Source organism: Paenibacillus sp. FSL W8-0186 (assembly GCF_037969765.1).
Taxonomy (GTDB): Bacteria; Bacillota; Bacilli; order Paenibacillales; family Paenibacillaceae; genus Fontibacillus; species Fontibacillus woosongensis.
Map to the genome: position 1 here is coordinate 3,124,748 of NZ_CP150207.1, position 21,729 is coordinate 3,146,476.

Here is a 21,729-nt window from a genome sequence, read left to right on the forward strand (position 1 = left end):
GGCTCCCCCCTAGTCTCTAAGCGTCCGCCCGGTCAGATGCAGGAAGACATCTTCCAGGCTTGGCGTCTGTACATGTATGCTGGTGATCTGAACATGATGCCGTTCAGCCGCTTGAACAACTTGGGACAACAGATCGCTTTGCTTCGCGGCAATCAGCCTAAGCCCGTTCTCTGTCTCATCGGCCTGCCGGACCGGAGGAAGCAATCGAAGCTCCTGAACCAGCTCTGGGCTTGGCTTATCAAGCTGCAGCAGCAGCGTGTCTTCCCCGGATAAAATCCGCCGCAGCTCTTCCTTCGTCCCCGAGGCGATGATCCGGCCGTGATCCATAATGTAAATCCGGCTGCAGAGCTGCTCGACTTCTTCAATGTAGTGGCTTGTGTATAAGACCGTCGTTCCTCTCTCGCGATTCAATAATCGGACGGTCTCCAGAATGTGGTTCCGGGATTGCGGGTCAATGCCCACCGTCGGCTCATCCATGATCACGATCTTCGGATCGTGCAGCAGGGCTGCGGCGATATTGATCCGTCTCTTCATCCCGCCGGAATACGTCTTGATCAGCTCGTTCTGCCGATCGCGCAGCCCGACAATCTCCAACAGCTCCTGGATTTTCATTTCTAGCTGTTGACCCTTGAGGCGGTATAACCCGCCGAAAAATTTCAAATTCTCATAAGCGCTCAGCTCCTGATAAAGCGCGATTTCCTGCGGCACGACGCCAAGCACCTGGCGAATGAGCTGCGGCTTGCCAATGACGCTCGTTCCGTTCAGTCTTACATCTCCCGCATTCGGTTTTAAAAGAGAAGATATCATGGAAATCGTCGTCGATTTTCCCGCGCCATTCGGCCCTAGCAGGCCAACGGATTCCCCCTCGTCCAGATAGAAGCTCACCTCGTCTACAGCGGCTTTTCCCTTGAATGTCTTTCTAAGCTCCAAGGCTTCAATCATGTCTTCTGCCTCCTTCAATTCGCAATTCCGCATGCAAATCCTTAATCTATGGCTCAGTATACAAACAAAAAGACAGTGCTCACACTGTCTACCGTCATCCATCTGCTCTGTACCCATGACTCCAGTCATGGATGTAAAATTTACTTTCTTTCTATACGACCTTATGCCGGATCGCATAAATGGCAAGCTGGGTCCTGTCGCGTAATTCCAGCTTATCCATCAGCTGGCTCATGTGATTTTTCACCGTTCCAACGGACAGCCCCAGTTCTTCGGAAATCTCCCGATTGCTGCGTCCTTCGCCGACAAGCTTGAGTACATCTAGCTCTCGCGGCGTAATAGCAGGATCGATGGAACGCTCTTCCTCCGCTTCGGTTCGGCGAAGCAAGCGTGGAATGACCTTGGCTGCCACATCGTCCTGCAAAGATAATCCGCCAGACATGCAGCTGCGGATCGAGCGAATCAAAGCTTCGGGTTCAGCGTCCTTGAGCAGGTATCCGCTCGCACCGCATTTCAACGCCTCCAGCGCATATTCATCATCGTTAAACGTAGTAAGCATCAGCACTTTCCGCTCCGGCCATCTGCCGCGAATGATGCGCGCCGCCTCGAGACCGTCCATAACCGGCATCTGGATATCGAGAATGGCCAAATCGAACAAATACCGTTCATTCAAATCGACCGCCTCCCGGCCATTGGCGGCTTCCCCCGTAACACGAAGCTGGTCATCTGTCTCTATCATCATTTTTAAGCCTTGGCGAACCATCGCCTGATCCTCGGCCAGCAATATTCTGATCATCCGGTCGTCTCTCCTTGGGTCATATGTAAGTTTAGCGGCAGCACGCCGCTTACAATAAAACGGTCATGGTGCTGAAGGATTTCCAGCCGGCCATGATGGCTCTCCATCCGTTCCCGCATCGATTGCAGCCCGAAGCCTTCCTTGAAATGGTCGATTGGAGTTCCAGGGTTCGCAATCTCAAAGCGGAATACCCTGCCCCCAGGCGCTTCAAAAGTGACCTCGGCCTCCCGGGATCTGCTGTGCTTCATGATATTCGTCAGGGCTTCCTGCACGGCGCGATATACCGCGATCGACTGCTCATTTGTTAACGGCGCGGACATCGCCCCATGCTTCACTGTAAAATGGATCTTGATCAGGCTCTCCGCCTCCAGCTTGCGGATCAGCCTCATGATTGCCGGTAATCCGCCAGGCTCACTCCGCTTCAGAGCCTTGACGGCGCTTCTCGTCTCCTCCAGACTCTCCCGCGCCAGCTCCTTCAGCTGCCGGGCCTGCAACTCTGTCTCGCCTTTGGCCTGCAAGCGAAACACTTCGAGCTGCATTAACAGCGCCGTCAGCTTGTGCCCGACCGAATCATGAATTTCCCGGCCAATCTGGGCGCGTTCTTCCTGCCGGGCCAGTTCCTCATCGGAAGCGACGCGCCGCTTCATTTTGCGGTACTCGCTTAGCAAGGCTTCGTTTCGCGCCTCCGCCTCCTCTCCCCGCTTCCAGCTTATGCGAAAGACAATCAGCCCCGCCGCAAGCATGACCGCATACAAAGCAAGATAGACGGGAGGCAAAGATGGATATTGTGCCGCTTCAGGAGCAATGGCGCTTAGCACAATTACAACGCCTGCGAACCAGGCATGTGCCTGCGGCAATCTGAAAACAGCCTTTCCTGCGAGCAGGGTGAACACTAGAATTGCGTAAGGATTAGCTGTGCCTGAAGACTCTGGCCATAACACGATACTCGCTGTAATTGATGCTGCGCTCAGATTGATCATCAGCAGGAGCGGTTTCGCCCGCAGAAGCGGAGAAATAAAATAAGCGGCAAAGAAAAAGGCGCTGCCCATCAATCTTGGAGCGAGCATCGCCGCGTTCGAAGATACATGCAGAAGGGCGCAAACCCAGGATGCGCCAAACAAAGTCAACCAAACCCAATATGTACGCATAAACTGCTCCTAATCCGAGTGATGATTATTTTAAGTTTAGCATACCGGCCTTCAAAAACAGAAGATGAAATATAAACGAAGCACAGCAAAAAAGGGCTTGCCATCAAGCCCTTTTCTGCCGCTGTCCCCTGCTCTTTCTATATTCGCTTCACTACCTGCTCTCGTACAATCTATAATTTTTCTCACGTGCCGCAGTAGGTTCGATACGGGCGCTGGGATGGCTCCGGCAGCTTACAATATTCCGCCTGCTCTTCCGTATGGGCAAAAGGATCCGCGAGCGCGCCGAGCAGCCGCTCCATCAGGCTGTAATCTCCGTCCTTCTCGGCGGCTTCAAGCGCCTCTTCCACCCGATGATTGCGCGGGATGACCGCAGGATTGCTGCTGCGCATAAGCTGCTGCGAAGCTTCCTGCGTTTCCTCCTGCCTCCCTAACCGTTCCCGCCACTGCTGAAGCCATGGCTCGAATGCCTCATCCTCAACCAAGGATATGTCCTGCCACCGCTCAAAGGTTAATGCAAGGAACGTATTCGTGTAGTCTGCGCGGTGTTTGTGCATCAGCTTAAGAAGCTCTTTTATGAGCGCTTCATCCTCCGGCTCCGCGTTAAACAGCCCGAGCTTTGCCCGCATCCCTGCCAGCCAGTAGCCGTGAAACTGTTCGGTGAATCCGGCAATGGCCTCTTCCGCCAGTTTAAGCGCCTGCTCCTCGTCTTCATGCAGCAGCGGGAGCAGGGCTTCCGCGAATCTCGCCAGGTTCCATGCGCCGATATAGGGCTGATTGCCATAGGCATAGCGGCCCTGACTGTCGATAGAGCTGAAGACGGTCGCCGGATCATATGCATCCATGAAGGCGCATGGCCCATAATCAATCGTCTCTCCGCTGATCGTCATGTTGTCGGTATTCATCACCCCGTGAATGAAACCGACCAGCTGCCACTTTGCGATCAGCTCAGCCTGGCGGCGAATAACCTGCCGAAGCAGGGCCAGATAGTGATTCCCGCCTGCCGCCGTATCCTCTTCCGCTTCGGGATAATGCCTCTTTAACGCATAATCGGCCAGCGCACGCAGCTCTTCGCCCTCTCCCCGCTGCGCGGCATATTGAAACGTGCCGACGCGCAAATGACTGGACGCGATACGGGTCAATATCGCCCCGGTCTGCTCCGACTCGCGCATGACGGTCTGTCCCGTCGTTACCACCGCGAGGCTGCGTGTCGTCGGGATGCCAAGCGCATGCATCGCTTCGCTGATAATATACTCGCGCAGCATGGGCCCAAGCACCGCGCGGCCGTCCCCGCCGCGGGAATATGGCGTCCGGCCCGATCCTTTCAGCTGAATATCCACCCGCTGCCCTTGCGGCGTGATCTGTTCGCCGATCAGCACGGCCCGGCCGTCGCCCAGCATCGTGAAATAACCGAATTGATGCCCGGCATAAGCCTGAGCGAGCGGCAAAGCTCCTTCGGGTATCACATTGCCCGCGAACACGGCCGCGCCTGCGCTGCCTTGCAGCGCTTGAGGATCCAATCCCAGGGATGCCGCAAGCGGCTCGTTAAACACGGCCAGTCCAGGTGCGCGCACGGGCAACGGTTTTTGCAAGGTGTAAAATATTTCAGGAAGCCGAGCGTAGCTGTTATCAAATTTCCATCCTGCTTCTGCAATTGTTGTTTTATTCTCTGTCATCGTATCTCCACTTTTCACGTTAGTTGTCGTATTCTAGCCGCTCCGGATAAGAAGGATTACCCGTTTAGTATGCTCTGTAAATCCTTGCTTCATTATTTATCTTACTCCAAGAGCATCCAAAAGAACACGATATTCCGCATCTTCTGTTGAAATCACTCGTCCTTCCTGAAGGTTCAGGATATACCAGACAGAAGAACGGAACCGGAACAAGGCTAAGTAAGAAATACCGCCAACTTTCATCTTGATGAGCCTAGTCCCGTTGTCCTCCTCGAATTGAGTTTCGTCATCCATAAAACGAGTTGTAGTGATACTAAGCCTTAAATCACTAAATTGCCGGGCTAAGCCTTTAGAAATATCCAACAAACCAAAGCTGTACATCATCATCATATAAATCAGGGTTCCCAATTGGGGGACTGAATAATGAAGCTCCAAACAACGAGCATGCCCTTCAAAGCGATTACTCCACGGCGTTAGAACATCAGCGGGCAAATAAATACGTAAGAATGTACCATCGAACCGAACGGTCGTATTGTTGCGAACACTTTCATCCTGCTCTAGTATCTTGACCTTGCAGCTCGACTTCACCCATTTGACTAAAGCTTCTTCCAGGTATAAATTTAGCATTTGAGTAAAAACTCTAATGTCCTCCATCGTACCTTCGCGAACCATTTGACCAGTTTCCAGGTTAAGAGCTCTTCTTGTAAATATCTTCGCATTATCCGGTATGCTTGGATGCGGAATCCCAAACAAATAATCTACACCGTTAATTGATTCCTTCATGAAGAAACGCTGCCAGTTTTTCAATGCAAGAATCGCCTTAGCCCCGGATTTTACCCCTAATCGGTTCAGCCACGGTGTAAATTTATATGCCCGGAACCATTTGGTGAAGTTGTAATCAATATAAGGATGCTCACCTTCTCCACTATAGCCCAATAGTGCATAAAGAACTCCATGCAAAAGCTCATTGCGGAAATTTCCAGCAACAAAATCCCGGATAGCGTCCCAATCATAGCGTCTCATCCTGATTACTATTTTAGTGTTTTCGAATCCATAATCTGGTGATACTTTGATGTAAGATACCACCGGTTGTTTCACCGTGGAATCCTCTACAAACCTCACGCAATGGATTCTGGATAGTAGCAGCAGCCTACTATGTTCATCAACCTGAGAAATATATTCCGTGATGTAATAAAGCCTGGAAAGTATACGGCGGTAGCATTCATCTTCATTATCTCTATCCATTTTTCCAATATAATTTGATCCTAAGTATACCCTTTGAAATCTGCCACGCTCTCTAGCAGAATATACTACCCAGTTCAAAACGTGATATGGATCCTCATGCAAGCCGTAAGTCTGCACAAACCCGTACCTTTTCTCTGCGATCAGCGTATCAATTCGCTGTTGTATTTTTAGAGGTAAACTGTGATAAGAAAATATAAATATTCCTCCTAGCTTAGTTCCCTTTCTGAGCGCCCGATCCGAACGGCTTCTTTATGACTTATGGCTACCATACCAACCTGACTGCTAATTGAAATTGAACTAAAAATCACACTGTATGAATACCACCAGCCATAAGGATCCCATTTGCGAACCAGACTACCTGTACTGTATTTTCGAAGCTCAGCAATTGACGTGTCGAAGAGCCATAATTCATCATGATCTTCATCTACAAGTAGTTCCTTTACCGCATAAGTACCTCCTGTAAATAGTACCTCTTCTTTAAAATCGCTCATTTTCCATTTACAAAGGATCACAGGTCTATTGGATATGTATTTAACTGCAATAATATGATCTTGAGAATCTACATGCAGGGCACAAGCCTTATAATTACCGCCCAAGTCTATTGAATAAATTGCATCTGGTTGAAATAACTTTACAACGACTAGTCTATTCTCTTTTGCTGCGTATACTAATCTGTCGCTTTGAGCCGAGAATGACAAGGTTTGTGTCATACCTACACGATCGCTAAGTCCAAGCCAAACGAAATCGTTGCTTGTAAAAATTAATGACTGGGATTGGATTTTCCAAATGTCCACTTCTTCGCCCAATAAAGCAACTGCAAATAATTGCTCATCTGGGCTAAAGGAAACGGCACCTATTTTTCGATCCTTATAGGTATGCTCAAATACTACATCTCCAGTGCTGAAATCTATAATATAGAATGTTCCATACTGTTCAGGTATCGGATAACCATTATCCCCTTGCGGGTCGTAGTTTTCAGCAGTAGGTACTACAACCATATATTTCTGGAATGGGCTGAACTGGACATAGGTATATTCCTTATAATAAGCATTGGGTTCTATGTCCTCCCAAAACAGACCCGGAAGATGGTATTCCGCATGAAGCTTAAACAGCTTCATATCGTAAATTTTCACAATACCCACACCTAAACCTAATGTTAAAAAGCATCCATCCGGACTAAATGCTAGTCTCATATGAGTAGCCTTTTCTTCTTCAAAGAGCAGAACATGATCTGTACAAACAAATATTTCTTCTCCACTTTCAGTCTTGAATATTTTTAGTAGTCCACCCATATACATTACGGCCGTTAAAGAACCATCGGGACTTAATGCAGTGTCGCCAATCCATCGCTGACCATGAGCTATTTCCTCAAACAAAGAATTGTTCGCTTTCATCGCTCCAGTCCCGGGATCTAGTAACTCCTCTACAGTGCAGCAAAGCTCCTGCCATTTGCTGTTCCAGAAAGGCTCTTTCGTCTCCAACCCGGAAGAAAGCTTTGCTTTTGCATCCACAAGGTTTCCATCTTTCACATTCGCAAGAGCCATATAATACGTCATCTTAAAGATGATCTCAGGCTTCAATCGCCCTGATTCTAATAAAGGACCAAAAGTTCGCATGACCTTTCCAGGGTCTACATATTGTTGAAACACAGCTAAGCTGCCTTCTACAAGCTGCAACAATAAAGAAGCAGTCTTGTCATATCCATAAGTATCGCAACCTCTAGTGTAAATGTTTTTGAATAACTCAAAATATTGGTTTTCCACTTTTTCAACTTGTTCTGAATAAAGAAGCGCTTCTATATACAGATAAAATGCCTTCATACGAGTAAGCCAACTTTGCTTTGATGTTAGTGACAGCCAGTCTTTTTTCGTATATTTTGCAAATAACCTTACGGTTTGAATAAACGATCCTCTTGCGTTATTTTTGGTAGCTCTGTTAATTTTCTGCTCTATAAATAACATATATTCTCCCCTTTAAAACTTATAATCTACAATGCCCTTTTGATTTGATAGTTAGATTCTTTGATCTGAATGATTCATTACTTGAGACAATGCATATTTAATTTCGGCTTCGCGTGAACTTATATCTAAATCCTGCTGTTGGTTAATTAGCGCTAATGGATTCACGTCAACATTCTTGCCCGCTTGAATGTTCATATCAGCAAAGAATTTAACAAAATCAACTGGATTGCTTGAATTAGATCTTAATAGGATCTTAATAGCATCTTTTGTAATCGTTCGATTAGCTCAAGTTCGGAGGGTTGTCCGAACACAATAGCATTGATCGTCCTGTCCTACTACATTATCGTCCAGCAATTACCAAACTGTTATATTATCGATCGAAATAAAACAAGCCCTTGCGGGCTTGCTTGTTAATTCTGCTCAGTCACTGAATTCAACAACTGCTCTCGCCGTATATGAGCAGCAAAGTACCGCTGAATCACATCCGCGCCCCGCTGGCTTCCCCCGCCATGATGCAGGATCGACTGCATGGAGCGTACGCTTTCGCGAATTGCTGAATCCGCGAGAATCTCCTCCGCCTTCGCGAGAAGCAGGTCTGGCGTAATCGTTTGTAATTCCAGCTTTCTGCCTAGGTCCAGCTCCTCGGCCCGGGCGGCTACAAGCGGTTGGTCGGAGCTTTGCGGCACCATCAGAAGGGGAACACCATACCACAGCGACTCCATGACCGAGTTCATTCCACCATGGGAGATAAACAGCTCAGCATGCTGCAACATTTTTAATTGAGGAACAAATGGATAGACGAGAAAATTATCAGGAACCTGCTGTGGCCGCGTCTGGGAGACCATAACTACTTTCCAGCGGCTGCCCGCAAAAGCTTCCATGCAAAGTTCATAAAATTGAGGATTATTAATAATACTGCCAAGCGAAATATAGATCGTGGGATGCCCGGCAATCTCTTCGAACGGAAAGTCCTGATCCGCCTCCCTGTCGACGATAGTCGGGCCGATAAATTCAAACCCTTCTCCTAAATACGCCGAGTCCGGCTGGAACTTCCTTGGAATCGGAGCGAGCATAAGCGGCTCCCGCTTCAGGAACATATTTGTGATGATTTCCGGGATATCTCCGTCAAACAACCGGGAAAAATAGTCGAATACCGGAGAGTCGGCCGTAACGGCAATCCCTGAGAAGAACAGCGCTCTCGGCAGTTCAAGCCGCTCCGCCACTGCGCGTCCCCACAGACACATCGGATCGCATACGACGCCGTCAGCCTGCTCCTGCTGCACCTGTTCCAGCAGCTCGGAAGCTAAAGCTACATGCCGGTTCAGATTATCTACATAAAAATCCGCATTTCGAAGTGAAGCCGCCAAAGGCTTCTTATCCAGTTCCTCCATGAAGAAGCCGAATTCCCGGCCAACGAGGCGAAGCTCGGCACCAATGCCCTCCAATTTTCCCGCAAACTCCTCTGTGGTGTAATACACGATCTGCTCCCCGCGGCGAACGAGCTCCTCCGCTACAGATAATGTAGGATTAATGTGGCCATGATACGGCAGCATGAAGAACAACAGTTTCATTCCTGATCCTTCTCCTCTCCAAATTAGCTTTTATCTTTATAAACCAATGGTATGCAGTAAAAGTTGTATTTTTCATGTTATTTTTCCTCATTTTGGTTTTTTCACAGTAAAAAACCCTCACAGCCTTATGAACAAGCTGCAAGGGTTGATGAGCTTTAAGCATTCGCTTTTCTATTTCTCAATAAGAGTGACAGCGGTACGGCAAAAATAAGAACGGCAGTTGCTGCAAGGAACGTATCGTTCGAGCCATAAAGAAAAGCGGCCTGTTTCAAGGCTTCGCCGACTTTCTCTCCGCTGAACTCCGCAAGATGAGCTCCCGTTCTGACCGCCAGAATCGAGCTGAATATGGCTATGGCGAGCGCCGCAACGGCTTGGCGCAGCCAGTTCGAGATCGATGTCGCCGAACCGACATGCTCTGCCGGAATATGGCTCATGGAAATATTCGTCACCGGAGAAGTTGCGAGGCCTACTCCGATGTAACGCAGAATCATCCAAATCATCACGTATCCGATGGAGGAGTGCATCGTGAGCCGGCTGAATTCCCAGGAAGCAATGCAGAGCAGTAGGACACCGGCCAGTACGAACCATACCGGGTCGAATTTACCATACAGCTTGCCCGTAGCCATCGTCACCAGAATCATAATGATCGCCCCCGGAAGCATGATTAGCCCGCTGGTGAAGGAGGAAGCTCCCTGGGCTTCCTCCAGGAATAATGGGATGAGAAACACGCTGGAATACAGTCCTACCGAAATAAGGCAATTCAATATCGTGCCCATTGCATATTTCGGATATTGAAATACGCGGATGTTCAGGAGCGGCTCCTTCGCGGTCAGCTCCCTCCAAATGAAGGCGGCAATGCCAGCAAGGCCTGCCAGCAATAAAGCGAGAGACGGTGCCGAGAACCATCCGAGATCGCTTCCTTTGGTAAAATACATCAGCAGGGAGACATTTCCAACCACCACGGTGACCAATCCCCAGGCATCCAAGGTTACGCCAGCCGAACCCTTGCGGTCAGGCAGGCAAAGCGCAGCGCTCAGAATAGCTATGATGCCTACAGGCACATTCGCATAAAACAAGGCCTCCCACCCCCAAGCACTGGTGATTAAACCACCCAAAGTTGGCCCAATGGCCGGAGCGACCATAACGGATACCGTCCAGAGGCTGATCGCCATCGACTGCTTTTCCTTCGATACGGATTGATAAATAATCGTCATCGTGGAAATTTGAATCATTCCTGCGCAGAGGCCTTGGATCACCCGGAATGCGATCAGCGATCCGATATTCCAAGAGAGGCCGCATAGCGTGGAAGAAATCGTCAAACCGATCAATGCTGCGAGGTACAGTTTTTTGTAGCCTGCCTTGGCCCCCAGAAAGCCAACCACAGGGGCAATCGTACCGATCGCCAGCATAAAACCCGTGACGATCCATTGCACGGAATTAATATTCGTATGCAAATCCTTCATGATTGAAGGAAGGGCAATATTCACGGTGCCCGAATTCACGAAGGCCAGAAAGTTCCCTAAAAATACGGCCAAAATAATAAAGGCAAATCCATCCTTCTGTGTTTTGCTCTGTCCCAACAATTACATCTCCTCACAATAATCATCCTCATTAATATAAATATAATCGCAAGTGATGTAAAATTATTGTTTTTAATGCTAACATAAGAATTACTAATGTAAGAGGAGCGCTACGACTATGAATTTTGAGCAAATGGAATACATCAAAGCTATTGTGCACGCCAAGTCCATTTCCGTTGCCGCAGAGCAGCTTCACGTGTCCCAGTCTGCCGTCAGCCAGTCGATTGCAGCGCTGGAGCAGGAGCTCGGCCTTCGTTTATTCCAGAGATCCAGGTTAGGCACTACCCCTACGGAGGAAGGACGAAGTATTATCAATAAAGCGTTGATCATCGTCGATACGATGCAGCGCATCAAGGAGGACGCCCAATCGATCACCTCCTCTTTTACCGGGGAGCTGAAGATCGCCGCCATCTCAAGCCTCATGACTTTTTTACCGCGGGTCCTGTCCAGGTTTAAGAAGGATTTTCCCCTGATGAAAGTGACGATCATTGAGATGGAGAGTAAGAAGATTATCCCCCGCATCAAACAGCACACGGTAGATATAGGTTATATCACGATCCCGAAATCGCAGGAACAGTCCTTGCCCGAACATATCCTCTTCAAAAAACTGGACTACGATGCGCATATTAAAGTGATCGTCCCCCAGGACTCGCCATTTGCGTTCCAGAGCTCGCTCAGGCTTCAAGATTTGGCGGATTACCCGATTGTGATGTATGCGAGCCAATTTTGGGAGAACTTCAGTCATTCTTATGCAGAAAAATACGGTCCCTTAAACATTCTATTCTACAGCTCCAATTCAGAAGTCATTAAGAAGACGGTTGCCGAGGGGCTTGCTATCAGCTTGTTATCCGGCTACAGCTTAAATGATGATCCCTACGTGGAGAGCGGCCGCATCATCCCTGTGCATTTGAGCGACAATCAAGTCGTCTCCGACCTCTATTTCGGCTGCCTGATATCCGAGCAGAATCCCCGTTATGCCGTCATTCAAAGACTGCTGGATGATTATACGCTCCTCAAATAACCCTGCAAGATCCGTGCAGGAAATGTCGGGAAAGCCATCTCCCATAACTGCTAAAGTAGTGATCAAGGAGGTCATCATATGGATTTGCTTAAAAGCATGAATGACGCAATGAAGTACATCGAAGAGCATCTGGCCGAAGATATCGACTTTAAAGAAGTCGCAAAGCGAGCAGCCTGCTCGGAATATCATTTCAAGCGAATGTTCTCCTTCCTTGCAGGCGTTCCGTTGTCGGAATACATTCGCCGCAGAAGGCTCACTTCCGCAGCATTCGAGCTTCGAGACGGCGAGGCAAAGGTGATCGATGTGGCGTTGAAATACGGGTACAGCTCACCGGATGCTTTTACACGCGCTTTTCAGAGCCTGCATGGCATCACGCCGTCTGAAGCAAGGCTGAACGGCCATGCTCTCAAAGCTTATCCGCGCATGACCTTCCAACTAACCATTCAAGGAGGAAGCGAAATGAACTACCGTATAGTAGACAAAGAGGCTTTTAGCATTGTTGGCCTGATGAAACGCGTCCCGATCGTATTCCAAGGTGTCAATCCGGAAATTGCGTCCATGTGGGAAAGCCTGGATGCAGGATTGATCGGGCAGCTGAAAGCCCTGTCCAACATAGAGCCAGGGGGGCTGATCAGCGCATCTGTGAACTTCTCGGAGGGAAGGATGGAGGAAAGAGGAGAACTGGATCATTACATCGGCGTGGCTACAACCCAGGCATGTCCGGATCATCTGGCACAGCTAGTAGTCCCGGCCTCGACATGGGCGGTGTTCGAAGCGGTCGGGCCGTTTCCAGATACGCTTCAGCAGGTGTGGGGCCGCATATATTCGGAGTGGTTCCCCTCTTCAAGCTATGAGCTCGCCCCAGGTCCGGAAATATTATGGAACGAGAGTAAAGACGTTTCATCGCAGGCGTACAGAAGCGAAATATGGATTCCTGTTCTGAAAAAGCAGATGCCTAAATAATTGTGTCCATGAAACTACGGCCCCCCTTCCCTATTATGTGCAAAGAACCGACTCGAAAATTTCCAAGCAGTTCGTTAGCTGCTCGACTCTCGTCAGGGCTCGTTTTTACCCTTACAATAACACGAGCCACATGGTGAACGGAAATATATATGTTTGGATCACTAAGCTTCTAAGTTCCCATTTCTAGTAGTTCAACTTATCTAAATGGATTTATAGTATTTAGATTCTGCGGCAATGATAGGAACGTAGATTTAAATGGATTTCATGTTGTTAGAAGAATGAGGATGAACCATATTAGGCTGGATTCTTGATTTTAGGTGCATAGGATCCATCTAATCCCTCAAAAGTATGCGTTTGAGCATAGTTAGATACATGAATTCCATTTAGTGTACGGCAGGTTAGTGTAGGGACAGCTTAGTACCCCATAGCTTCGTGGCCGATAGCTTAGTATCCGACAGGTTAATGCAGCACAGCTTAGTGCCCGATTGCTTAGTGTACGACAGCTTTGTGCCCGACAGTTTGGTGTACGACAGCTCATATTAGTAGGAAGAGCTAATGAAATGAATGGACGCAGGCAAGGGAGGCAATGGATTCAGCCAAAATGGAAAGCGTTTAGAAAAAAAGGGGCTATCCCGCAAGTCATCTTGATAACTTGTGGGGCAGCCCCTTGTTCAATACATCCACACTTCGAAAATCTTATCTCCTAACATCTTGGCACTTAAGCGATATACCCTTTATCCTTCAAAGCCTCATAGGCCGCGCTCTCTTGCTCTTCTTTGATTTGGTACTCCAGGGTTCCTTCGACGATTTTGGCGCAGCGTCCGCCAAAAGGCTTCAGGGACTCTTTGATTTCCTTCAAATCGGCCGTTTCCCGCAATGGATAACTAACTTTCATGCGTAATCCACCTCCTATAGTAGGGATAACAAAATAAGAGGGGCTGCGCTATGAGATGGATCACATGGCATTACTTTAAGTTGTTGATCGGAAACGGCTCAAGCGGATCTGCCGGGGTATACTGCAATATTTGCGAGTAAAAATACAGCTCCGCCTCCAAGGACTTTTTAATGTTTGCCGCTATGCGAAAGCCATGCTGCTCATGAGGATAATAGAAGGCGGCCACGGGAACTCCGCGTTGAGTCAGAGACGACACGATCCCTTCTGTTTGCTCCGGCGGGACGATGGGATCCTCGAGGCCTTGAAAAAAGATGGCCGGATTCGTAATTCGTTCGGCATGAAAAGCCGGCGATCGTTCCCGGTACAGCTCCGCCTGTTCGGGATATTTCCCGATCAGCCTAAACGGATACTTGGCTTCCAGCTTATCGCTGTTCACCACGATCTTCTCTAAATCGGAGACGCCATAGTAGCTGGCTCCCGCCCGGCAAATTGTCGAGAAAGCCAGCAAGCACAGCGTCGTAAACCCGCCTGCACTGCCGCCGCGGGCCAAAATCCGCTCGCCGTCGATCTCTCCTCTCTCCTCCAGATACTTCGCCGCGCTGATGCAATCCTCTTTATCATAAATGCCCCAATTCCCATATAAGGACAGCCGATACTCTCGCCCGTACCCCGTGCTCCCCCGATAATTTACATCGACGACGGCGAAGCCGCGGCTCGTGAAATATTGAATCTCCAGGTCAAGCGCGGTGGAGGCTGCCGACGTAGGCCCTCCATGACTCTTAATAATAAGCGGGGGCTTCTCTTGCACTGGGATGCCAAAATCCAAATTATGCGGCGGATAGTAGAAGGCATATGCCTGCCCGTTCCCGCTCGTCACAAAGGTGATCGGTTCGGGCTTCGAGACATAAGGAAGAAACTTCTCATAGTTCGTCAAAGATGATTTAATTACCGTCTCCTGCATTGTCTCCAGCGAGAGCTTGACGACGGATAAGGGCGTATCATGAGCGCCTCCCAGAAAAGCAACGAAATTCGTCCCTGCGCGCAAATGGCTGATTTCCGTGTATCGCGACGGAATATCCGTGAGCTTATTGCTGTGCACGTCAATAACGGCAAGCCTCCAGGCCCCCTGTTCTACATACGAGCAGACAACCCGGCCATCCGGGATGAAATCGTACTGAGCCATGCGCAAGGTCCATTGAGGCGCGCCGAAGTCTGCTGCTTTCTGGTAAACAACGGACGTCTTATCGCCGTCCCAGCGGTAAAGATTCCACCAATTCGTACGATCCGAGATGAAGAACAGCTCCCCCTGTGGTGACCATTCAGGCTGAAAAATCGCTTCCTCGGTACCGCCCGCAATTTGTTTCGGATTGCATAGCATACCTTCGTCATTTACATCTGCCACCCAGAGCTCGCTGCCATCCCACGGCATGCTCGGATAATTCCAGGTGAGCCAGCATAAGCGTTTGCCATCGGGCGATAAGCGCGGGGCCGCGTAGAAATCGTTGCCGTAAGCCAGCATTTCTTGCTGGCCGCTAACCGGGTCGATCGATACGAGCGACTGCATGCCTTGGCCATGAAGGGTCAGCTGCCCGTCCTCCCGGACGCTGATCAGGCGGCCCCGCTGCGAATCGTAGACGCCGTCGGCATAACAGACAGACAGTGTATCCGTCAGCGGTTCAGGCGCGCTTCCCTCCTTCTGGCGGAACAGCCGCTGATCATGATGTCTAGCATAGGGCGACTCTTCTGAGCTGGCTACAAAGTTAGAGAAATAGACCGTCCCGCCCGAGAGCGTAAAAGATCCGCCCCCGTACGAGTTAACCAGCGTTCGGGCGCTGTACCCCGGCGGAGTAACGTCGGACATCTCTCCGTCCTCATCAGCTCTGACGATGACATACCGCCCCTGCTCCGTCGGTCTGGATTCGACCCAATAGATGATATCTTGATCGACAAGAATCTCTTGGAAGGAAATTCTGCTCTGGGCGATATCCTGTGCCGTGATCGGCGATTTCCAGCTGCCGCAAGGCGACAATGCAGGCTTTGCCATGACTTAAAACACCTCCCTCAATAATCTGAATCTACGGATTGACTTTAATATTCTCTATCGCTTTAAACACTGTCTCGCGCAATGCTTCAATTAAAACAGGAATGAAATTGCCTTCCGAAGTGTCGGTCAGAAATGGGCTCATCGTCGTAGACAGAAGGAAATTGACCGGTTCGCTGTCCCCGCCGCTTAAACCTAGCCGCTGCTTATAAGCATCTACGAAGCCATGACCGTATGTGCCCGGATCAAACGCCGACTGCGTAATGAACATTGGCGTAGCGCCGACTTCATGTCGGTCCGGGGACAAGCTGAGCATTTTAAAGATTTCAAGGTTCAGCCGGTTCATGAGAGCAACATCGGTATTCAGGCCTTCTGCCGTCTTCAGATTGAAGGTATACGGTACGATAGACTGGTCGGAGCCGAGCTGGCGGAACAGCTCCATCGTTTGCTTGTTATTGATAATTTCGTCATTCGTTTTATCGACGATGAATTCCTTGATGTAGGCCAGCTGTTCCTTGATTTCCTCCGCCGTTCCTCCCTCCCGCTCTGCAGGAATCCGGTGAAACGGAACGACGATAAAAGGATCATCTTCTCGTGTCATCGTCAAAATGGCGGCATATAAGCGCTTGCTGTTAAACAGGGTTTTGCCGAGCAGCTTGCCATACCCGCTCTGATCGGTACGAATGACCCGGTGACTGAGGTACACGCCAGCGGCTGCTGCACCCGGCTTCGACCCTTCAATCCCGTAAATGCCAACCGTCGGATCAATGCCCCCGTGATAAACTACCGGAGCCTGGAAGCTGACGATATCGCGCATCGATGAATTGCGGTAACATAAGCCGCCAGCCGGATAAGGAATATATCCCGCCTTATGCGGGTCAATCGTAATTGAATCCGCGTCTTTTAATGCTTCATACTGCGCGGTGACGTATTCGTTCATTGTCATGGCTGGCGTATAAGGGCGTTTACCGGCCATCAGCAGGGTTTTATGAGTATCTTCCCTTAGAATAGATGCGAAGTAGCCGCCCCAAGCGGCATCCGCGTGGATGACAAATTCCAGACCCCGCTCGCGGTATTCCTCGCGCAATTGGATCACATCCGCAATCGGGTCAACAGCACTTTCTTCGGTACTGCCTATGACGCAGACGGTCATCAGAACCGGCTGCCTGATCGCCAGGCATTGATCCAGCCGTTGGCGCAGCTCACTGATTTCCATGCGGGCATCCATATTAACGGGCACAGGAATAATGCTGCTGGCTCCCATGCCAAGCACTGCCGCAGATTTCGGCCAGGAATAGTGCATCGTCGATGTCACGAGGATGGCCGCTGGCTGCATCACATCGAATAAATACTTGCGGGAGAACTCTTCGAAACCCAGCGTTTGCAGCGTATATTTGCTCAGTGCCTGGTTAACAGTCTCGGCCTCATCCTTGCCTGTGGTTTGGCTTAATAATTCTGCGATTCGGCCCGGGATCGCGAGTACGTCGTCCACTTTCAAATTCAATAACGTCCATGCATCCAGCTCCGTCAGCACTCCGTGTTGGCCGTTCAGCAAGGGAATGGATATTTGGCGCGCCGCTGCCAAATCCGCCTCGTTCTTCAGCGCCTCGGCAGCGGAAACGGCGTAATACTTCAAATTTCTCGCCGCCCACATCGCTTCCAAGTTAGCGACCGAGCCGTCACAGGTGATATGGCCCCATGGCCGGATCGCCCCCTGCTCGATTTCTTCATCGCTGGGAATGGTGTACCCCAGCATTTCGCACAGGTCGTCCCCCGTAACCATTTCCAGCACCGTAGTCACGGGCGAGGATTCCGCGGCGACATTATTCTGGTTATACAGCATGGCCGCGAAATACCCGAGCAGCCCCGGCATCGTCAAGTCCCAGTTCATATGAGCCTGATAGCGGTAGCTATAGAAAGGGACCGATCCGCTCAGCTGCTCCAGCAGCTTGCTGTAGTTCTCGGTCAGTACGTCTACGCTGTTCTTGAATGAAGGCGATTGTTTGATTTCGTCTGTAATATATATAGGATCGTCTGGAAAATACTCGCGGCGGTCGCTGCTAATCTGCTTCACAGCCTGCTGGATCAAGCCGCTGAACAATTCCTCATTTTCGGCCTTTGGTCCGATAAACCAGCTTTCTAGCGAGGAACTGCCAGGTCCCTCCAAATCCAATCTTTCCTGCTCGTCCTGCGCTTCCAAGTGCTGCTCCAAACGCTCTGCAAAGAGCTTTGCGGCGAGCTTTGCCTTTTTGCCCATCTTGCTTCACTCCATTCTCTTCATTATTTACATACCGTGATTGATCTCTTCGTCGTCAAACCAGATGCTCTTGCCCATGCGGATCGAATACAGCGGAGTCTGCCCTTGGAATTGCACCTGATATTCCGGTGCAGTCAAAGGGTTTTCTGCAAAGGGGGTGTTACCAAGAAGGTGAGGGAAATTAATCAGGCTGCCGATTTCCAGTAGCTCAGGATGAAGCCAGTCCGGTGCCTCGGCAAGCTCCAAAATATGATGAAAGTCAGGAGCGATCGAAAGATAATGGGAAATGTAGGCATTCTTGCCTTGTCCAAATAGAATATAGGTCAGGCTCTGGGGGTAATCCATATTTTCGGCAAAATGCCGGAAATGAACGACTCTTTCAATCGTGACGGTAACATTATGAATGAGAGGAATGTCCTTGGCCGGATCTTGCGGCACACCGCAGAACACATCGGCGGCAAAAGAAGTGATGTGGCCCAGCTCAATTTGCGGCAGCGTAAATAAATTCGTCTGCACGTTTCCAAGGATAAATGCTTTGTCAGGGTTTTGACGGCTAGCTTCAATGTAGGTATTCATAGCATCGGGAGGAAGACTTGCTTTGAGGATCACTTGATATCTGTGGTTTTCCATATGAAACATAGGCAAATGGTCGAGAAAGAGCCCCTCTGTTCCCATCATGACGAACCCATGAAGATCTGGAATATTCTCGGGTGACTGCTCATGGTCGTGTGTACCGTGGATTGCAGTCCGGTAGAACATTACATGAATTACCTCCTTCAAATATGAAGATATATTGTAATTTAATACCATAGTATCTATTGTAATCCATCCGACCTATTATGCCTACTATTTTTTCCAATGGATTAATGCCGCATAGCAAAAAGCCCTCCAGACCCGTATCCTTGGTCGGAAGGCCTTACGATTCTAAGTGAAGTATTCCAGCTTCGCCTTAGGAAAAAACTTCTCCATGTAGCCCTGAAGATGAGTTTTCAAATCCTCTTCCTCTTCTTTAGGATAAATATACTTGCCAATGCCGTATTTGCCCCACTTGTATCTTCGTTTTTCTTCGTCCAGTTCGAGCTTGGTCATCGGGTAATTTTTCTCAATCACCCGCTTCGCCGGCTTGGTAAACCGATGCTGAATGAATTCGAAGGTAATATCCTCCCTTGCATCCTCCGGCAATTCGGCATCCAGACGTTCAAACATATGGTAGTAGCCTTTCTCCCAGCCTTCATGCAAATAGATTGGAGCTACGATAAAGCCAAGCGGATATCCGGCTCTTGCCACTTTGCCTGCCGCCTCGATTCTTTGCGCCAGCGGCGATGTTCCAGGTTCAAAATTGTTGATGACATAGTCGGCGTTCACACTGAAGCGAAAGCGCGTTTTGCCGTTATGCTTCGCATCAAGCAGGTGATCCACATGATGGAACTTCGTCACGAACCTCAGCTTCCCGTATTCGGATTGGCCGAAGTGCTCGATAGCCCGCTTGAGTGTATGCGTCAGATGATCGATGCCGACGATGTCGGAAGTGCAGGAGGCTTCGAACCGGGTCGGCTCCGGTGCACGTTCTGCCATGTATTTGTCCGCAGCCTCCAAAATCTCTTCCACATTGACATAGGTGCGGATGTAGGGCTTGCTGCCCATCGTTGTCTGCAAATAACAGTAATGGCAATGCCCCATACAGCCTGTAGCAAAAGGGATTGCGTATTCTGCCGAAGGCTTGGACGTGTCGAACTTCAGCGTTTTGCGGATACCGACAACTAGCGTAGACTTCGCCACCCGATACCTTTGAAAGTCATTGTCTCCCGGCAGGTTCCTGACCTGATTATGGGAAGTCGTATAGCGGATTTCGACGTCCATGTTGGCGAATTTGTCATACAGCTCTTTACCGAGCGGATATTCCAGGGCGTCGGGCTCGAAATAGACGAGCTTCGGCGTAAACGGCTTGATCATTCGAAGCTCCCTTCCGAAGCAGTCCCGAAATAATACCGATAAGCCTGCTCCGCTTCCTCTTCCGTAGCATATACGGCCATTTCCTGAGTTAAAGGATAGTAGGTTTCATACAGGAACATCGCCAGCTCCTGCGGATTATCCGGGTTATTGACGACCGCGGCCTGCTGGATATGGGTTACATCCTGTGTATGCGGGTTGCGATAGAAAACATAGACGATATCTCCGGGCTTATAGGCTTCAGACTGATGGTTGGTTTCCATGCCATCCCCTTCTTTTCTATAGAGTAATCAGAACTAATCCGAGTCGTTGTTAAAATATTCCCGTGAGTTCTGAATTTTATGTACCGGGCAACACGGCCAGCAAAAAAAGAAGGCGCCCATGTCTCCTTGACCTGGACACCTTCTTGAAGAAGGATATAACTTTCTAAATCGGCTCTGTGCTTATCTTCATGCGACTCACTGAGGAGGCGTGTTACCAAGCAGCTTCCATGGACCATGTTGTCCCGTAGTCCCTGGCTCTTGGCCTTGCGTCCACCACAGCGCTTCCCAGAATTGTCCGTTATGGAATACAACATCACCCGTATTGTAGATGCGGATCGTATTCCAGACCAGATATTCGCCGAAACGGTTCGGATCGCCAGGGAATCCTGGCTGTGGAGTCGTCGGCGCGTTTGGATTAATGCTCAAATTGACGTCCATCACTTGATAGAAGGCATTTGGCGTATCCGCGATATCCCAAACAGCGACGATTACGTAATAGCCTTCGCGGTCGTTCGGAATGAAGCAGTCATTATAGACGTCGTCCGGCGGGATGGCTCCATCATCAATGTATCTGCAGAACAGCTCCAGATCCGAGCGCTTCAGCGGCTGATTCGGATCCCAGCCTTTCTTGGTAATATAATAATCCCAAGTGTTCGTGCTGTGGTTCGCAACGATTTTCCAGTGGAATGTATGCTCCCCGCCCTTCATATTCACTTTCTTCCAACGCGTGGATGATTGCTCATCAAGCTCCAGAAAAATTCCTGCGCTGGCAATCTTGCCGTCAGGTACGCCGAATTCAGGGAAATCCCCTCGTCCCTCGATACTGAATGGCTCATAAATAATTCTTCCACAGTTCACGTTCTCTCCCTTCGCGCACAAATCGGCGCGACTGTCGACTACATGCCCGTGCGCGGAAGCGCTATCAGCAAACAGCGTGGAACAGGCCAGCATGACGAGCATCGTCCCCGCGGCGACCAGGAACATTTTAATTTTCGAATATTTACGGTCTATCATAACTTCAGCTGTCATTTCATCTTCCTCCTTTTAATTTGAATAGGATAGGATTGCATCATACCAACACTCTTAAGCTACTATTTTCCTAGACCACCTCTTTCCAAGCATCATTTGCTGGTTCCCACGCTTGACAAGAAACGGCGTTCCTCCTTTCTTCAAGCTTTTATTATCAAGTCCTGAAGAGAGTTGTCGAATTCCTTGAGGTCGCGGTTCAGGAATTGATGACAGAGATTAGATAATAAAGCGCAGAATACTAGTGCGATCGTTGAAGATGATAAATAGCGAGGAATGATTTGACAAATGGAATATTATGGTTTTATTTAATTCATATTAATTTAAAATACTATATTTGTCAATTTTATGACAAAAATAGAAATACAAAATCTAATTTCATATAAAAAAAGCACCTTACGGT

General features: G+C 49.3%; 18 protein-coding genes. 2 read left to right on the top strand and 16 right to left on the bottom strand.

Going from position 1 to position 21,729, the window contains the following annotated elements:
* Positions 1-9: 9 nt before the first annotated feature.
* The 9 genes from MKX50_RS14080 to MKX50_RS14120 all read right to left on the bottom strand — a co-directional run bounded on the left by MKX50_RS14080 (position 10) and on the right by MKX50_RS14120 (position 10,910).
* Positions 10-942, bottom strand: coding sequence for an ABC transporter ATP-binding protein (locus tag MKX50_RS14080; RefSeq protein WP_213592051.1), 933 nt, complete (start codon positions 940-942; stop codon positions 10-12).
* 151 nt (positions 943-1,093) lie between these two features.
* Positions 1,094-1,735, bottom strand: coding sequence for a response regulator transcription factor (locus MKX50_RS14085; RefSeq protein ID WP_213592049.1), 642 nt, complete (start codon positions 1,733-1,735; stop codon positions 1,094-1,096).
* Positions 1,732-2,883, bottom strand: coding sequence for a sensor histidine kinase (locus MKX50_RS14090; protein WP_339157237.1), 1,152 nt, complete (start codon positions 2,881-2,883; stop codon positions 1,732-1,734). The genes MKX50_RS14085 and MKX50_RS14090 overlap by 4 nt, the downstream gene beginning before the upstream one ends.
* Before the next feature lie 182 nt (positions 2,884-3,065).
* A complete protein-coding gene (locus tag MKX50_RS14095) occupies positions 3,066-4,556 on the bottom strand; it encodes a YdiU family protein (RefSeq protein ID WP_339157238.1) in 1,491 nt (496 codons plus the stop codon).
* A gap of 96 nt (positions 4,557-4,652) precedes the next feature.
* Positions 4,653-5,651, bottom strand: a complete 999-nt coding sequence (locus tag MKX50_RS14100; protein WP_339157239.1) for a hypothetical protein — start codon at positions 5,649-5,651, stop codon at positions 4,653-4,655.
* A 353-nt stretch (positions 5,652-6,004) separates the two neighbouring features.
* The gene (locus MKX50_RS14105; RefSeq protein ID WP_339157240.1) at positions 6,005-7,759 is read right to left on the bottom strand and encodes a WD40 repeat domain-containing protein; all 1,755 of its coding nucleotides are present in this window, start codon (positions 7,757-7,759) and stop codon (positions 6,005-6,007) included.
* 51 nt (positions 7,760-7,810) lie between these two features.
* Positions 7,811-7,954 (bottom strand): hypothetical protein, encoded by a 144-nt coding sequence (locus MKX50_RS14110; protein ID WP_339157241.1) that lies wholly within the window; start codon positions 7,952-7,954, stop codon positions 7,811-7,813.
* Between the two features lie 215 nt (positions 7,955-8,169).
* Complete coding sequence (locus tag MKX50_RS14115) at positions 8,170-9,330, bottom strand: nucleotide disphospho-sugar-binding domain-containing protein (RefSeq protein WP_339157242.1); 1,161 nt, start codon at positions 9,328-9,330, stop codon at positions 8,170-8,172.
* Between the two features lie 155 nt (positions 9,331-9,485).
* A complete protein-coding gene (locus MKX50_RS14120) occupies positions 9,486-10,910 on the bottom strand; it encodes an MDR family MFS transporter (RefSeq protein WP_213592039.1) in 1,425 nt (474 codons plus the stop codon).
* A 118-nt stretch (positions 10,911-11,028) separates the two neighbouring features.
* Here MKX50_RS14120 and MKX50_RS14125 point away from each other — a divergent pair, with 118 nt between their 5' ends.
* Both MKX50_RS14125 and MKX50_RS14130 read left to right on the top strand, forming a co-directional pair.
* Entirely contained in the window at positions 11,029-11,931 is a 903-nt protein-coding gene (locus tag MKX50_RS14125) for a LysR family transcriptional regulator (RefSeq protein ID WP_339157243.1), read from the top strand.
* Between the two features lie 78 nt (positions 11,932-12,009).
* Positions 12,010-12,894: an AraC family transcriptional regulator gene (locus tag MKX50_RS14130; RefSeq protein ID WP_339157244.1), complete on the top strand. Its 885-nt coding sequence runs from the start codon at positions 12,010-12,012 to the stop codon at positions 12,892-12,894.
* 718 nt (positions 12,895-13,612) lie between these two features.
* On the opposite strand, the gene MKX50_RS14135 is transcribed toward MKX50_RS14130, so the two are convergent.
* The 7 genes from MKX50_RS14135 to MKX50_RS14165 form a co-directional block, all read right to left on the bottom strand.
* Positions 13,613-13,789, bottom strand: coding sequence for a hypothetical protein (locus MKX50_RS14135; protein WP_213592033.1), 177 nt, complete (start codon positions 13,787-13,789; stop codon positions 13,613-13,615).
* 70 nt (positions 13,790-13,859) lie between these two features.
* Positions 13,860-15,833, bottom strand: coding sequence for a prolyl oligopeptidase family serine peptidase (locus MKX50_RS14140; RefSeq protein WP_339157245.1), 1,974 nt, complete (start codon positions 15,831-15,833; stop codon positions 13,860-13,862).
* A 31-nt stretch (positions 15,834-15,864) separates the two neighbouring features.
* Positions 15,865-18,087: a pyridoxal-dependent decarboxylase gene (locus tag MKX50_RS14145; RefSeq protein ID WP_213592029.1), complete on the bottom strand. Its 2,223-nt coding sequence runs from the start codon at positions 18,085-18,087 to the stop codon at positions 15,865-15,867.
* 27 nt (positions 18,088-18,114) lie between these two features.
* Positions 18,115-18,846, bottom strand: a complete 732-nt coding sequence (locus tag MKX50_RS14150) for a hypothetical protein (protein ID WP_339157246.1) — start codon at positions 18,844-18,846, stop codon at positions 18,115-18,117.
* Between the two features lie 165 nt (positions 18,847-19,011).
* Positions 19,012-20,040, bottom strand: a complete 1,029-nt coding sequence (gene splB, locus MKX50_RS14155; protein ID WP_213592025.1) for a spore photoproduct lyase — start codon at positions 20,038-20,040, stop codon at positions 19,012-19,014.
* Positions 20,037-20,300, bottom strand: coding sequence for a transcriptional regulator SplA domain-containing protein (locus MKX50_RS14160; protein ID WP_213592023.1), 264 nt, complete (start codon positions 20,298-20,300; stop codon positions 20,037-20,039). The genes splB and MKX50_RS14160 overlap by 4 nt, the downstream gene beginning before the upstream one ends.
* 195 nt (positions 20,301-20,495) lie before the next feature.
* Entirely contained in the window at positions 20,496-21,329 is an 834-nt protein-coding gene (locus tag MKX50_RS14165) for a lytic polysaccharide monooxygenase (protein ID WP_339157247.1), read from the bottom strand.
* Positions 21,330-21,729: the final 400 nt, after the last annotated feature.